This window comes from Stenotrophomonas sp. YJH_SMC_64, assembly GCF_059371375.1.
Genome location: NZ_JCAFUN010000009.1, coordinates 97,071 through 109,316, shown reverse-complemented (window position 1 = coordinate 109,316; position 12,246 = coordinate 97,071). Strand labels below are relative to the sequence as shown.

The following is a 12,246-nucleotide window of genomic DNA, read 5'->3' as shown; positions in this document are numbered from 1 at the left end:
GGCAGGGGCGCCGCCTGCACTCTGGTCACAGCAGCAACAACGCTGCGATGAGTGCAGGTGGCATCACCAGCGCGCCGACGCGCAGGAAGTCGAGCGCGCTGACATGCTCGCCTTCGCGACGCAACGCCATCAGCCACAGCATCGTGGCCAACGAGCCGGTCACCGACAGGTTCGGGCCCAGATCCACGCCGACCAGCAATGCGGCACGGGTCTGCGCGGGCAGGTCCGCCATCTGCCCCAACGAACCAGCCGCCAGGCCGACCGGCAGATTGTTGGCCACGTTGCTCAGCAGTGCAGCGGCGCCGCCGGCCAGCCAGCTGGCCTGGTGCGGCGACGTTTTCGCCAGCGCCTGCAGCGCGCTGGCCGAACTCTGGATGACACCGGTCTGCGCTACCGCTTCTACCAGCACGAACAGCCCCGCCACCAGCGGCAGCACCCCCCAGGATACGTGGCGTAGCAGCGGCAGCGGGCTGCGTCGCTGGCGGATCGCCACCGCCACCACGCTCAGCGTGCCCGCGCAGAAGGTGGTCAGGCCCAGCGGCCCGTTCAAGGCGGACGTAACCAGCAGCACCGTGCCGGTGAACAGCACACCCAGCGCACTCAGGCGCCCACCCTCGGTCAACGGGCGATGCGCCGGCGCGGCCACCAGCGGCTGGGGGATCTCGCGCCGATGCACCCAGCGCAGGACCAGATAGGTGGCACCGATCGCCGCCGCCGACGGCAGCGCGAACTGCGCCAGCCACTGCAGCAGCGGCGGCATGTGCTGGCCGTACACCACGAGATTGGCCGGGTTGGAGATGGGCAGCACGAAGCTGGCCGCGTTGGCGATGAAGGCACAGACGAACAGGTAGGGCAGGGGATTGGCCCGGGCCGCCTTGCAGGCCGCGTAGACCGCCGGCGTCAGCACCACGGCCGTTGCATCGTTGGACAGGAATACCGTCACCAGCGTGCCGACCAGGAACACCAGGTCGAACAGGCGCCGCCCCGATCCGCCCGCGTGCCGCACCGCGTACAACGCCAGCCAGTCGAACAGCCCTTCGCGGCGGGCGAGCTCGGCCAGCACCATCATGCCGACCAGGAACAGGTAGACATCGCGGCCTTCGGCCACGGCGTGCCACGCGGTTTCCAGCGATACCGCACCCAGCAGCGGCAGCAGGGCGGCAGCACCCAATGCCCATGCATATTCGGGAATGCGGAAGGGTCGGAACAGCAGGCCGACAGTGGCAACAGTGACCGCTGCCCAGATGACGAGGGAGGAAGAGGGGGCGAGCATGGGGTAGGGGCTTCAGCGGCGCCTGCAGCGACACTGGCGCGAGTGGTCCTGTCGCGCGAGCAGCGGATGGGCGGCCGCTGCAAACATCGCAGGTTCCGGGTCGCAGCATCATAGCGCGCGGACCGGTGCAGCGAGTGATGCGGCCCGGCGCGTTCCGTGACGGACGCGGGCATCCAGGCCGTCGTCGCGTCCACGTGCTCTGAACATCATGATCAACCGCTACCAGCTGATGCCGGGGCCGGCGCAGTCGGGGCTGTGCATCAAGGTCGCCTCCCAGGACGAGGCCGCGCAGAAACTTGAAGCCGAAGTAGTGAAGCTGCTGGGGCCGGAGTGGTAGCCCCTGCCACTGCGGGATGCGCGGCAGGTCCGCAGGGTGCCCGGCGGGTGGCCCACCCGGGCAACGGGCATCGCGCCCGATGCCCGTCGCGTGAGCCCCTTACTTGGGCATCAGCACGGTGTCGACCACGTGGATGACGCCGTTGGACTGGTTGACGTCGGCAATGCTGATGCCTGCCTTGCCACCCCTTGCATCGATGACCCAGAGCTTGCCATCGTGGAGCGCCACGGTGAGAGGCTCGCCCTGCACAGTCTTGAGGCTGGCCTTGCCGCCGTGCTTGCGGGCATCGGCCAGGAGCTGGGCGGAACTGTAGTTGCCCGGGACAACGTGATAGGTAAGGATCCGTGTCAGCTGCGCCTTGTTTTCAGGCTTCACCAGCGTGCCGACAGTGCCCGCAGGCAGCTTGTCGAAGGCCCCATTGGTGGGCGCGAAAACAGTGAACGGGCCGGTGCCGTTGAGAGTGTCGACCAGGCCCGCTGCTTTGACCGCTGCGACCAGCGTGGTGTGATCCTTGGAATTGACGGCATTTTCGACGATGGTCCTCGTCGGGTACATTTCTGCCCCGCCCACCATTACGGTGTTGGCGGCGAAGGCGCTGGAGCCGGCCGAAACAAGTACAGCGAAGCCGACTGCGGCGGTGATGCGCTGAAGAGCGTTCACGGTGCATTCCTTTCTGGATGACCCGCACAGCGCGGGCATCTTTCCTACGGCGTGTGAGCTCGAACGGATGCAGCGGCCATCAAAGGCGCGCGCCAGCATGGGCGTTGGCCGGGCGCTGGAGGATGAGCGGGAGCCGTTTGCTGCGACGCCTGCGTGGTGACGACGCGAACGTCCTACACCCTCGCGACACGGTGCATTCACGGCCACCGACACCCGCGCTGTCCACACTGCACGTTCCTTCCACAGCACGAGGTGCCCCATGGCCACCTGTGATGTCTGCGGCAACAACTACGACAAGAGCTTCACCCTCCAGCAGGGCGGGCGCAGCGGCACGTTCGATTCGTTCGAATGCGCGATCCACGCATTTGCACCGCGCTGCGCACACTGCGATTGCGCTGTTATCGGGCATGGTGTTGAAGGAAACGGCCAGATCTTCTGCTGCGCACACTGCGCCGGTCATTCAGGTGTACAGGGTTTAGCCGACCGGGCCTGAGTCGCCGTCAACGCCATCCCGCTCCTGCCCAGAGACAAGCGAAGAAACCCGCACGACCCGCGCTGCGCCCGAACCAGCAAGCAGCGCCAGTGCCCGCCGCTTCTGCGCTGGCATCCCCGCCACGGCCTCCGACGCCAACACCACGTGGAATTCCCTGGCGTTGGCGTCCAACGCTGTAGCCAGGACACACGAATCGGCCGTCATGCCACACAGGCAAAGGCGGCGCACTCCCAGTTTGGCCAGCAGAATCGGCAAAGGGCTGGCCAGAAAGGCCGAGTGCTTGGGCTTGAGCACGAAGTAGTGACCAGGCAAAGGCGAGAGAAGGCTGGCGATTCGCCCTGCCGGGCCACCGTCGCGCCGGCACTGTTCCACCTGCTGGCGGAAGTCGCGCTTCCAATCCGAGAAATTGTCATTGGCGTAGATGACCGGCCAACCGCGTTCGTCGAAGTGATCCCTCAGGCGCCGGATCTGCCGGGCCGCCCGCTCTGCCGCCGGCGCCAGCTTTCCAGCGCCAGGGAAGTCGAATCGGCTGAACATGTCGATGATCAGCAGGGCCGTCGATGGATCAGCTCGCATGGCTCAATCACCTGTCTGTGCGTGTGGGGCCTCAACCGGCTTGGATTGCGGGGAGTCCTTCTGGCGCAGGAAAATCGTCAGCACCACCAGGGACAGCACAGCCAGGAATTCGCTCTGCCAGTTCTGCATGGATTCGAACCAGAATGTGCTGCTGGCGAGGTGCTCCACAAAGCCTGGCGGCGGCAATCCCTTCAACTGCTGTTCGGCCTCCTCGGCACGCCAGCTTCCCACTGCATGCAGCGTAAAGCTGAACAGGAACAACAGCCCGAACGCGATCGCAAGCGAATGACCGTAGAGCGTCTTCCATGGACCACCGCGCCTTACCGGCCACGGCGTGGGCCCCGGCTCGACGCGATTCTGTTCCTGCGCAGGGTCCAGCGGCCGCGATTCGGCCGAGCCGCGCTGGCGGAGGCTGACCGTCAGGAGCACATACATCCCCATCTGCAGGAACTCGCTCTCCCAGTTCTCGAATGTCGCGCTGACGAAGTGCCCCGTCGCGAGGTAGTGCCAGAGATCGATCGGCGCGCGTCCGTACTCGGCCAGTTCCTGGTTGTGCACGTGATGCCCGGCAACCGCCTGCCCGACGATGAACACAAGCGTGAGCACAAGCAGCACCAGCGAGAGACCGTTGCGTTTCCACATGCAACACCTCGTTCAGTCTGTTCCAGAGGCCGTGCGCGAAGCTTGCGCGGGTAGCAGGCCATGACCCGTGAATCCGGCGCATCCAGAATGTGAGGCGGACTCAACGCTTTCCGGTCGGGTCAGGATCAGGACGTTCGTAGTCTTCCGGTACGGCCTTGGGGCCATCGCCGTCGTCGGGCATGTCGTGCTCCTTCCACTTGGCTCGATCGTTGCGCCGCTTGTCCGGCGTGTGCGCCTTCGACTGATCGTCCACGTCTGTCGTCGGATTGAAGGGCAGCTTGTCGTTCATGGGCAGCTCCTGCGGCTAGAGACCGAAGACTGCACCGGGCCGGGTTAACACCATGACCCCGTAGAATGAACGCCGTGCACACCGGGATGTCACCGAAGCGGGATGGCGGCCTTGCGATGCTGGCGTCCCGAGCTCCTGGAGAAGCACGATGCAGGCATTGACCTATCACGGCCGCAAGGATGTGCGAGTCGAGACCGTACCGGACCCGGTACTGGCGGCCGAGGATGATCTGATCCTGAGGGTAACTGCCACCGCCATCTGTGGATCGGACCTGCACCTGTATCGCGGCAAGATTCCGGATCTGCACGATGGCGATGTGCTCGGCCACGAGTTCATGGGCGTGGTGGAAGAGGTCGGCAGCGGCGTGACCCAGGTGCAGCCGGGCGATCGTGTGGTGATCCCTTTCGTGATCGCCTGTGGAGAGTGCTTCCATTGCCGCCTGGCCGAGTATGCCGCTTGCGAAACCACCAATACCGGCAAGGGCGCCGCACTGAATCAGAAGGGCATGCTGCCTCCGGCCGCACTGTTCGGCTACAGCCATCTGTATGGCGGCGTGGCCGGGGGCCAGGCCGAATTCGTGCGCGTACCGAAGGCGAATGTAGGCCCGCTGCGCATTCCGGAAGGCATTGCGGATGAGCAGGTGCTGTTCCTGTCCGACATTCTCCCCACCGGCTACCAGGCTGCGCTGAACGCAGGGGTGAAGGCGGGCTCGACGGTGGCCATCTTCGGTGCGGGCCCGGTGGGGCTGATGAGCGCGGCCTGCTGCCGCCTGCTGGGCGCAGAGACCATCTTCATGGTCGACCATCTTCGTTACCGTCTGGATTATGCGCGCCGTACCTACGGTGTGACGCCCATCGACTTCAAGGAGATCGAAGACCCGGCGGACTACATCCTTGCCCAGACCAGCGGGCGGGGCGTGGACGCCTGCATCGAGGCGGTGGGCTTCGAGGCCGAGGGCAGTGCGCTGGAGTCAGCATTGACTGCCGTGAAGCTGGAGGGCAGCAGCGGCGTGGCGATCCGGCAGTGCATCGCGGCAGCACGCCGCGGCGGCGTGGTCAGCATCCCGGGGGTCTACGCTGGCTTCATCCATGGTTTTCTGCTGGGTGATGCGTTCGACAAGGGGCTGACGTTCAAGATGGGGCAGACGCACGTGCAGGGACTGATGCCGGAACTGCTCGACGCAATCATGGAAGGAAAGCTGCACCCGGGTGACATCATCTCGCACCGGATGCGCCTGGCCGATGCAGCTCAAGGCTATGCAATGTTTGATGCCAAGGACGATGACTGCCGCAAGATCGTACTGACACCCTGAGCGTGCCGCCATGAGCGCGATTGTCATCGCCTGTGTCTACGCCCTGTGGCTGGCTGCCGGATCGCTGGATTTCCATTTTCACCGGCGCACCGATCTTCCGCACACTTCCGCGATGCGCGAAAGCCTGCTGCATGGGGTGCAGCTGCTGCTGATCGGCAGCGGCGTGCTTGCCTGGCTCCTGCTGGAGAACACATTGTCGCTGGTCGCGCTTCTGGCAGGTCTGGTCATCGCACACGCGGTCGCCGGCTATCTCGATACCGTCAGCGCGGACGGCCGTCGACGCATCAGCCCGGCGGAACAACATGTGCACAGCGTGCTGGATGCCGCGCCGTGGGTCCTGCTGGCCTGGGTGGGCTGGCAGGCCCACCCGCGGTGGTCGCTCGAAGTGAAGCCTGCAGCACCGGACGTCTGGTGGCTCACCCTGCTGCCGGCGCTGGGCCTGGTGGTGCTGCCATGGCTCTGGGAACTGCGGCAGTGCGGGCGTGCAAGACAGCGCACGCAGACGGGGCCGTGAGGATCATGGTACCGGGCATTCATGTGCCCGCCACGCCATCAAGACAGACATGTGACCGCCTGCCGCCTACGTTCATGGCGTATCTCCATTGCAGGTCTGCCACCCATGCAGGATGTGACGTCATCCTCTTCGCTGTTCAATCGCGCACGCCAGGTGCTGGTGCAGCAACCGGAATTGCCTTTGCCCGGTGGCGGCCAGACGCTGCAGCGTTGGCAGGCGCTGGCAGCCTGGGGGGCAGAGGATCTTTGCCTGGCCAAGGTACTGGAGGCCCACTATGACGCCCAGGCGATTGCTGCCGAGTTGAGGGCGCCCATCCCTGCTGAAGACACGTTGCTGGCGGTATGGGCTGCAGAGGGTCCGGCCAACACCGTTCGCATCGATGCCGGCGGTGGGCTGTACGGTGACAAACCCTGGTGTTCCGGCAGCGCATGGGTGGATGCGGCACTGGTAACGGTTCGCAACCCGCAGGGCGTGTGGCTATGCCAGGTGGCGGCGGAACACTGGCACACACTTGCGGGCGAGCCATGGCCTGCCGTGGGCATGGCCGCAATCCCTTCCACCACGGTGCGCTTTGACGGCGCACCGATGGTGATCCTGGGGGCGCGCGATGACTACCTGCAGCGCCCGGGCTTCTGGCACGGCGGGGCAGGCATCGCGGCGGTCTGGTTTGGTGCAGCGGCTGCATTGGCCGAGCGCATGCGCCCGGCCTGCACCGAGGGGAATCGCGCGCGGCTGCTGGGTGAAGTGGACCTCGCCCTGGCTCCGGCAGCCGCGCTGCTTCGCGAACTGGCGGCGCACATCGACGCGGCGCCTGAACTGGCCCATCGCGAAGATGTATTGCGCGTGCGCTGTGTCGTTGAGCGCGCGGCAACGCGTGTGCTGGACCTGGCGGGTCGCGCGCTGGGCCCGGGCCCGATGTGCCTGGAGGACGCCCATGCCCGGCGCTGCGCGGACCTGACCGTGTTCCTTCGCCAGAGCCACGCCGATCGCGATTGGGAATGGCTGGGCGAGCAGCGTGCAGCACAGGAGGCAACATGGGCGCTGTAGCCAGGACACCCCTGCAAGGGGAAGGAACCCAGGAGCAGGCCTGGCTGCACTGCGATTGGCTCTGGCAGCAACCGACCACATCGGCAACCGCACTCTGCAGCGGGCATGACCGCATGGTGGTGGTCGCGCCGCATCCGGACGACGAAATCCTCGGCTGTGGCGGGCTGCTGCATCACGCTGTGGGGCAGGGTATCGACGTCAGTGTCGTTGCCGTGACCGACGGCGAAGCATGCTACCCGGGCGAGCCGTGGTGGACGCCCGAACGCCTGCGATCAGCGCGCCGAGCGGAGCTTGCCGCGGCATTGGGCGAACTCGGCATTCCGGTCGGCTCCATCTTCCATCTGGGTATCGCCGACGGCGCGGTCAGCGCGCATGAGCGGGGGCTGGAAGGTTGGCTGCAGCAGTATCTGCAACCGCGCGACCTGGTGCTGGCGCCATGGCGGTTTGATGGTCACCCCGATCACGAAGCGGCAGGGCGCGCTGCCTGCCGCGCCGCGCGGGCGGTCGGTTGCCACCGGCTGGAGTACCCGGTGTGGGGCTGGCACTGGCTTGACCCTGCCTGCGCACATATGGCGTGGGAGGTTCCGAAGCTGGTCGACATTTCAGCCGTGGCGTCCGCAAAGCGAAACGCGATCGCGCATTTCCGTACGCAGACGGGCGACGTGGCGGGCCTGAACAGCCCGCCGGTGCTGCCCGCACATGTACTCGCCCGATTCTTCCGAAACTACGAGGTATTCCTTGCATGAGCGCGCAGCCGTACTTCGATGACCTGCATGAGCAGGAGGACCCGTTCGGCTACCGCAGCCGGTGGTATGAAGAGCGCAAGCGTGCGCTGCTGCTGGCAAGCCTCAGCCAGCGCCAGTTCGCTCGCGGCTGGGAACTGGGGTGTTCCAACGGCGTACTGACCGAGGCGCTGGCCGCACGTTGCGAACGCCTGCTGGCAACCGACATCAGCCCACGTGCGGCGTTCCAGGCGCGCCGCAACCTGGCCCATCTGCCGCACGTGCAGGTTCATTGCGCCAGCCATCCCGAGCAATGGCCGCCAGGACGCTTCGACCTGATCGTCTGCGGCGAAATGGGCTACTACCTGGGGGCAGGCGCACTGCGCGAGCTGCGCGGTGGCATTGATGAAGCACTTCGCGATGACGGCCTGCTGGTCGCCTGCCATTGGTTGCCCTCGTTCCACGGACGCGCGAGCCGGACCGAGGTGGTGCATCGATGCCTGGGGGAAGGCCTGCAGGAAGCCTTCCACTACCGCGATGCGGACTTCGTGCTTCAGGGATGGACACGGGGCCCCTTGTCATTGGCCCGGAACGAGGGCCTGCGGTGATAGGCGTCCTGATACCCGCCCACAACGAGGCGGACAGTATCGCGCGGTGCCTGCAATCCATCCGGGTGGCGGCCCTTCACCCGGGCCTCGGCGGCGAAGCAGTGGAGGTGATGGTCGCGCTGGATGCGTGTACGGATGCAACGGGCACCATCTGCCGCCAACACCAGGTCGGCAGCGTACAGCTGGATGCACGCTGCGTCGGTGTCGCCCGGGCCGCAGCCGCTGCTGAACTGCTGGGGCGGGGCGCCAGGTGGCTGGCAAGCACGGACGCTGACAGCGAGGTGCCTCCCGAGTGGCTGGCCGCACAGGTTCAGGGCAGTTGTGACGCTTTCTGCGGACTGGTGGACATAGCGACGTCCTGCCAGGGTGAACGGCGCCTGCGCAGGGCATTCCAGGCAAGACAGCAGTGGGGCGACGATCATGGGCGCATCCACGGTGCCAACCTCGGCGTCTCTGCCTGTTCCTATCGGGCCGTGGGCGGCTTTGCTCCCCTGCACTGCAGTGAAGACGTGGCGCTTGTCAGAGCGCTGCAACGCTGCGGTGCGGTGGTGCGATGGGCCGGCGCTCCCGTGGTGATGACAAGTGCGCGTCTGCAGGGGCGCGCTACAGGCGGATTCTCCGCTTATCTGGCGGCGCTGGATGGCGAGCGCTCTCGCGCGGAAGCATCGGCCCTGATCACCTGAGGGGCAGCCACTCCGTCACGCAAGCGCCCCGTGTTATCGGAGCGTGCGGTTGAGGAGAGCGTTGGGACAGCGCGGGCCACGAAGGCCCTCATCCCTGCCTACCTCCGCGAAGCGATGATGGACGAGCAGGAAATTTCCTGCGTCAGAAGGAATGAACGTGCCCCTCCGTGCAGTCGCCTACGCAAGTGAGGCGACATCGGGGCTTTCCATGGACCATGTGGATGACCTCGCCAGGGCCGCCGCCCGCTTCAACTTCGAAGCCGGCGTTACGGGTGTACTTCTTTACGACGGGCTCCGTTTCCTCCAGTACATCGAGGGACCGGAAGACAGCATCAACGTGGTGTACAGCCGCATCTCGATGCGGCTGCTGTGGGTCGATGCCTCCGAGATCCGCAGCGTGGCGCGCAGCAACTGGGATGGGCTCTCCCGTGGCGGCGGGCTGCGCCAGCTGAGCCTGGTGGTGGCCCCGCACCTGGGGTGACCACCCCATGGCAATCAATGCGCCGGCGGTTGCACGCAGACATCCCCCATGACGCGCCGAACCGTCTCCTGCAACTCGCCGACGTGGAACGGTTTGGCCACGAAAGCGGCGCGACGGTGACGCTGCGGCACCAACTGGTCATAGACCGCGGATACGAACAGGAACGGAATGCCGAGTTCCGTCAGGCGATCAGCCACCGGGAAGACCACGCCGTCGCGAAGCTCGACATCGAGCACGGCGCCGTCGAATCGCTGGTTGTCCAGCAGCCCCAGCGCATCGAACACGCTGTAGGCATGCGTCACCTGGTCGCCTGCGTCCTCCAGCGCCTGTTCCATCAGCGCAGCCAGGTCGAGCTGGTCTTCCACCAGCAGCAGGTTGCATCTGCGCTGGCTCATTCCGGATTCCATACGTGCACGCCTGTGTTGTCCTGGGAACTGCAGTCTGTGCTGTGCTGCATCAACGCCATGCGTGTGCATTGTCAGCCCGGCGCGAAGCCTCCCCCGAGCGCGCCGCCAACCGGGTGGAGGAGGTGTGGAAGGTGCCCTGGATTTCGTTGACGGCGTCTTGGCACGCGCTGTGGATACTGCCGCCGTCCCCCGCATCGGAGATTCTGTCATGCCGCTATCCGGAACCGATTCTGTCGCTCCAGGCGTACTGCGTGTCGAGTGCATGCCACTCGACTGCGGCGGTGCCGCCATCGTCGTGGAGCTGGACCGGGCGCCTGAACGGGCCTGGATGAAGTCGCTGAAGCGAGCACTGCTGGCCGACGACGCCATGGAAGGCGCACAGGCCAAGTTCGATGGGCGCTTCGTCTACGTCGTGGGCGTGGATGGTGGCGGGCATCGTGCTCAACATCGGGTAATGCAGGCCGTGATGGCGGCGGGCGGCGCGTGCGCCTCGAACGCCAGGCGCGAGCGACCTGCAGCCGGCGTGGGCGTATCCAGCGCACTGGCGACCTGAGAGCACCTCCTGGGTGAAACACAGGGCTGCGGATGTTATCGCCGCATCACCACTGCGTGCAGCGCCCACCTTCAACGGCTCACACCGGCCGACAGGGCAGTGATTGCCGGCGCTCCACCATGGCCTCCGGAGGCATGTCGCCCCGCACCGGAGAACGAAATGGCAGACCAGAACAACGCCCGAAGCGAGCGCCTGTTGAAGTGGCTGCAGGACGCCTACGCCATGGAGCAGGAGGCGGAGACCATGATGAAGGCCATGGCTTCGCGGATCCAGAACTATCCCCACCTCGCTGCACGGGTCGCCCAGCACGTCCAGGAGACGCAGGGGCAGGCCGCCTCGCTGCGCCAGTGCATTGAAGCGCTTGGAGGAAGCGTGCCGACCGCCAAGGGACTGTTCGCCAGCATGACTGCGGCTCTCCATGCGGCCGGCACAAGCCTGATGGAAGACGAGGTGGTCAAGAGCGTGGGGCTCTCGTTCGGCTTCGAAAACACCGAGATCGCCACCTACCGGGCGCTGGTGATTGCTGCCGAGCGTGCCGCAGCGCCGGACATCGCCGCGGTCTGTGGCCAGATCCTGCAGGAAGAGATCGCCATGGCGCGCTGGCTGGAAGACCACCAGGACGGCCTGGTCGGTGCGTTCCTCAATCGCGACGAAACGCCGGGCGCGCAAGCCAAGCGCTGACCCCGAAGCCAGCACAGCCAGCCATTGGAGAAACCCCATGTTCTTTCATCACAAGAAGCTGATGTACACCGTGCGCGTGCGCGAATCCAACCCGCAACTCGCCAGCCTCATGCTTGAACAGTTCGGCGGCCCGCAGGGCGAGCTTGCTGCCGCCATGCGTTACTTCACCCAGGGACTTGGCGAATGCGATCCGGGCCGCAAGGACCTGCTGATGGATATCGCCACCGAAGAGATCAGCCATCTGGAGATCATCGGCACCATCATCGCCATGCTCAACCGCGGGCCGAAGGCCATTCAGTCCGAAGGGCTTGCCGAGGCCGAGGATATGCGGCTGCTGGGGCAGAACAGCACCAGCCATACCGAGCAGATCCTGTACGGTGGCGGGCCGGCACTGGTCAATTCCAGCGGGGTGCCGTGGACAGCGGCCTACATCGACTCGATCGGGGAACCTACCGCCGATCTGCGCTCGAACATCGCTGCGGAAGCGCGCGCCAAGCTGGTGTATGAGCGCCTGATCAACGTCACCGATGACCCCGGCATCAAGGACGCGCTGCGTTTCCTGATGACGCGCGAGATCGCGCACATGAAGTCATTCGAGAAGGCGCTGCACAGCATCCAGCCCAACTTCCCGCCGGGCAAGCTGCCGGGGGACCCTGCGTTCACCGATCTGTACATGGACATGTCGCAGGGCGACGGCGCCGACGACCTGCAGGGCAGCTGGAACAGCGGCGAGCTATGGGAGCGGGTCAGCGACCGCGAGGCACAGACCGCTGTGGATGGTGGCGACGGCGGCGGCACGGTGGACCTGGACGCGCGCGAACAAGCGGCGGTGCAGGCCATGGCCCTGCGTACACTCTCCGACCCGGAAGCGCGGCCGACCACCGGGGCCGAGCTGGGGGCCGGCCCGGGCGCGGGAGCACTGGACCTGCCACCACGCGAGCCATGAAAGGGCTGGGGCGCCCATCTGT

18 protein-coding genes are annotated in these 12,246 nt (G+C 66.0%); 12 read left to right on the top strand and 6 right to left on the bottom strand.

Going from position 1 to position 12,246, the window contains the following annotated elements:
* Window positions 1-25 precede the first annotated feature (25 nt).
* Window positions 26-1,273 (bottom strand): arsenic transporter, encoded by a 1,248-nt coding sequence (locus AC5P9L_RS11430; protein ID WP_227415527.1) that lies wholly within the window; start codon window positions 1,271-1,273, stop codon window positions 26-28.
* A gap of 208 nt (window positions 1,274-1,481) precedes the next feature.
* Between AC5P9L_RS11430 and AC5P9L_RS11425 the strand changes: the two genes are divergently transcribed.
* Window positions 1,482-1,610, top strand: coding sequence for a hypothetical protein (locus AC5P9L_RS11425; RefSeq protein WP_261280069.1), 129 nt, complete (start codon window positions 1,482-1,484; stop codon window positions 1,608-1,610).
* 99 nt (window positions 1,611-1,709) lie between these two features.
* Here the strand turns inward: AC5P9L_RS11425 and AC5P9L_RS11420 are convergent, their stop codons facing one another.
* Window positions 1,710-2,309, bottom strand: a complete 600-nt coding sequence (locus tag AC5P9L_RS11420) for a fasciclin domain-containing protein (RefSeq protein ID WP_423159924.1) — start codon at window positions 2,307-2,309, stop codon at window positions 1,710-1,712.
* A 220-nt stretch (window positions 2,310-2,529) separates the two neighbouring features.
* On the opposite strand from AC5P9L_RS11420, the gene AC5P9L_RS11415 reads away from it, so the two are divergent.
* Complete coding sequence (locus tag AC5P9L_RS11415) at window positions 2,530-2,763, top strand: metallothionein (RefSeq protein WP_005409710.1); 234 nt, start codon at window positions 2,530-2,532, stop codon at window positions 2,761-2,763.
* Here AC5P9L_RS11415 and AC5P9L_RS11410 read toward each other — a convergent pair.
* The 3 genes from AC5P9L_RS11410 to AC5P9L_RS11400 all read right to left on the bottom strand — a co-directional run bounded on the left by AC5P9L_RS11410 (window position 2,746) and on the right by AC5P9L_RS11400 (window position 4,270).
* Window positions 2,746-3,339, bottom strand: a complete 594-nt coding sequence (locus tag AC5P9L_RS11410) for a cysteine hydrolase family protein (RefSeq protein WP_262101594.1) — start codon at window positions 3,337-3,339, stop codon at window positions 2,746-2,748. The two genes, AC5P9L_RS11415 and AC5P9L_RS11410, sit on opposite strands and share 18 nt — an antisense overlap.
* 3 nt (window positions 3,340-3,342) lie before the next feature.
* Complete coding sequence (locus AC5P9L_RS11405; protein ID WP_227416052.1) at window positions 3,343-3,981, bottom strand: DUF6766 family protein; 639 nt, start codon at window positions 3,979-3,981, stop codon at window positions 3,343-3,345.
* Window positions 3,982-4,081: 100 nt separating this feature from the next.
* On the bottom strand, window positions 4,082-4,270 hold the full coding sequence (locus tag AC5P9L_RS11400) for a hypothetical protein (protein WP_005409707.1): 189 nt from the start codon (window positions 4,268-4,270) through the stop codon (window positions 4,082-4,084).
* A 148-nt stretch (window positions 4,271-4,418) separates the two neighbouring features.
* Between AC5P9L_RS11400 and AC5P9L_RS11395 the strand changes: the two genes are divergently transcribed.
* From AC5P9L_RS11395 to AC5P9L_RS11365, 7 genes are all read left to right on the top strand, one after another.
* The gene (locus AC5P9L_RS11395; RefSeq protein ID WP_005409706.1) at window positions 4,419-5,582 is read left to right on the top strand and encodes a zinc-dependent alcohol dehydrogenase; all 1,164 of its coding nucleotides are present in this window, start codon (window positions 4,419-4,421) and stop codon (window positions 5,580-5,582) included.
* A 10-nt stretch (window positions 5,583-5,592) separates the two neighbouring features.
* Window positions 5,593-6,096 carry a hypothetical protein gene (locus tag AC5P9L_RS11390; protein ID WP_099531282.1) on the top strand — a complete coding sequence of 168 codons (504 nt, stop codon included), beginning with the start codon at window positions 5,593-5,595 and terminating at the stop codon, window positions 6,094-6,096.
* A gap of 105 nt (window positions 6,097-6,201) precedes the next feature.
* Complete coding sequence (locus AC5P9L_RS11385; protein ID WP_099531281.1) at window positions 6,202-7,143, top strand: acyl-CoA dehydrogenase; 942 nt, start codon at window positions 6,202-6,204, stop codon at window positions 7,141-7,143.
* Window positions 7,131-7,889, top strand: a complete 759-nt coding sequence (locus AC5P9L_RS11380; protein WP_088436492.1) for a PIG-L deacetylase family protein — start codon at window positions 7,131-7,133, stop codon at window positions 7,887-7,889. Before AC5P9L_RS11385 ends, AC5P9L_RS11380 begins: the two co-directional genes overlap by 13 nt.
* Window positions 7,886-8,473: a class I SAM-dependent DNA methyltransferase gene (locus AC5P9L_RS11375; protein WP_049459500.1), complete on the top strand. Its 588-nt coding sequence runs from the start codon at window positions 7,886-7,888 to the stop codon at window positions 8,471-8,473. The genes AC5P9L_RS11380 and AC5P9L_RS11375 overlap by 4 nt, the downstream gene beginning before the upstream one ends.
* Window positions 8,470-9,156: a glycosyltransferase family 2 protein gene (locus tag AC5P9L_RS11370; RefSeq protein WP_099531278.1), complete on the top strand. Its 687-nt coding sequence runs from the start codon at window positions 8,470-8,472 to the stop codon at window positions 9,154-9,156. The genes AC5P9L_RS11375 and AC5P9L_RS11370 overlap by 4 nt, the downstream gene beginning before the upstream one ends.
* A 151-nt stretch (window positions 9,157-9,307) precedes the next feature.
* Window positions 9,308-9,637 carry a BLUF domain-containing protein gene (locus AC5P9L_RS11365; RefSeq protein WP_227416050.1) on the top strand — a complete coding sequence of 110 codons (330 nt, stop codon included), beginning with the start codon at window positions 9,308-9,310 and terminating at the stop codon, window positions 9,635-9,637.
* Window positions 9,638-9,651: 14 nt separating this feature from the next.
* Here AC5P9L_RS11365 and AC5P9L_RS11360 read toward each other — a convergent pair whose 3' ends face one another.
* Complete coding sequence (locus AC5P9L_RS11360; protein WP_227416049.1) at window positions 9,652-10,044, bottom strand: response regulator; 393 nt, start codon at window positions 10,042-10,044, stop codon at window positions 9,652-9,654.
* A 262-nt stretch (window positions 10,045-10,306) separates the two neighbouring features.
* Between AC5P9L_RS11360 and AC5P9L_RS11355 the strand changes: the two genes are divergently transcribed.
* From AC5P9L_RS11355 to AC5P9L_RS11345, 3 genes are all read left to right on the top strand, one after another.
* The gene (locus AC5P9L_RS11355) at window positions 10,307-10,597 is read left to right on the top strand and encodes a hypothetical protein (RefSeq protein WP_224119206.1); all 291 of its coding nucleotides are present in this window, start codon (window positions 10,307-10,309) and stop codon (window positions 10,595-10,597) included.
* Window positions 10,598-10,756: 159 nt separating this feature from the next.
* The gene (locus tag AC5P9L_RS11350; protein ID WP_012480288.1) at window positions 10,757-11,278 is read left to right on the top strand and encodes a ferritin-like domain-containing protein; all 522 of its coding nucleotides are present in this window, start codon (window positions 10,757-10,759) and stop codon (window positions 11,276-11,278) included.
* 37 nt (window positions 11,279-11,315) lie between these two features.
* Window positions 11,316-12,224, top strand: coding sequence for a manganese catalase family protein (locus AC5P9L_RS11345; protein WP_012480287.1), 909 nt, complete (start codon window positions 11,316-11,318; stop codon window positions 12,222-12,224).
* Window positions 12,225-12,246: the final 22 nt, after the last annotated feature.

Coding starts and splice junctions, on each gene's coding strand:
- AC5P9L_RS11430 (WP_227415527.1), bottom strand. CDS start 1,273: ATGCTCGCCCCCTCTTCCTCCCTCGTCATCTGGGCAGCGGTCACTGTT.
- AC5P9L_RS11425 (WP_261280069.1), top strand. CDS start 1,482: ATGATCAACCGCTACCAGCTGATGCCGGGGCCGGCGCAGTCGGGGCTG.
- AC5P9L_RS11420 (WP_423159924.1), bottom strand. CDS start 2,309: ATGCCCGCGCTGTGCGGGTCATCCAGAAAGGAATGCACCGTGAACGCT.
- AC5P9L_RS11415 (WP_005409710.1), top strand. CDS start 2,530: ATGGCCACCTGTGATGTCTGCGGCAACAACTACGACAAGAGCTTCACC.
- AC5P9L_RS11410 (WP_262101594.1), bottom strand. CDS start 3,339: ATGCGAGCTGATCCATCGACGGCCCTGCTGATCATCGACATGTTCAGC.
- AC5P9L_RS11405 (WP_227416052.1), bottom strand. CDS start 3,981: ATGTGGAAACGCAACGGTCTCTCGCTGGTGCTGCTTGTGCTCACGCTT.
- AC5P9L_RS11400 (WP_005409707.1), bottom strand. CDS start 4,270: ATGAACGACAAGCTGCCCTTCAATCCGACGACAGACGTGGACGATCAG.
- AC5P9L_RS11395 (WP_005409706.1), top strand. CDS start 4,419: ATGCAGGCATTGACCTATCACGGCCGCAAGGATGTGCGAGTCGAGACC.
- AC5P9L_RS11390 (WP_099531282.1), top strand. CDS start 5,593: ATGAGCGCGATTGTCATCGCCTGTGTCTACGCCCTGTGGCTGGCTGCC.
- AC5P9L_RS11385 (WP_099531281.1), top strand. CDS start 6,202: ATGCAGGATGTGACGTCATCCTCTTCGCTGTTCAATCGCGCACGCCAG.
- AC5P9L_RS11380 (WP_088436492.1), top strand. CDS start 7,131: ATGGGCGCTGTAGCCAGGACACCCCTGCAAGGGGAAGGAACCCAGGAG.
- AC5P9L_RS11375 (WP_049459500.1), top strand. CDS start 7,886: ATGAGCGCGCAGCCGTACTTCGATGACCTGCATGAGCAGGAGGACCCG.
- AC5P9L_RS11365 (WP_227416050.1), top strand. CDS start 9,308: ATGAACGTGCCCCTCCGTGCAGTCGCCTACGCAAGTGAGGCGACATCG.
- AC5P9L_RS11360 (WP_227416049.1), bottom strand. CDS start 10,044: ATGGAATCCGGAATGAGCCAGCGCAGATGCAACCTGCTGCTGGTGGAA.
- AC5P9L_RS11355 (WP_224119206.1), top strand. CDS start 10,307: ATGCCACTCGACTGCGGCGGTGCCGCCATCGTCGTGGAGCTGGACCGG.
- AC5P9L_RS11350 (WP_012480288.1), top strand. CDS start 10,757: ATGGCAGACCAGAACAACGCCCGAAGCGAGCGCCTGTTGAAGTGGCTG.
- AC5P9L_RS11345 (WP_012480287.1), top strand. CDS start 11,316: ATGTTCTTTCATCACAAGAAGCTGATGTACACCGTGCGCGTGCGCGAA.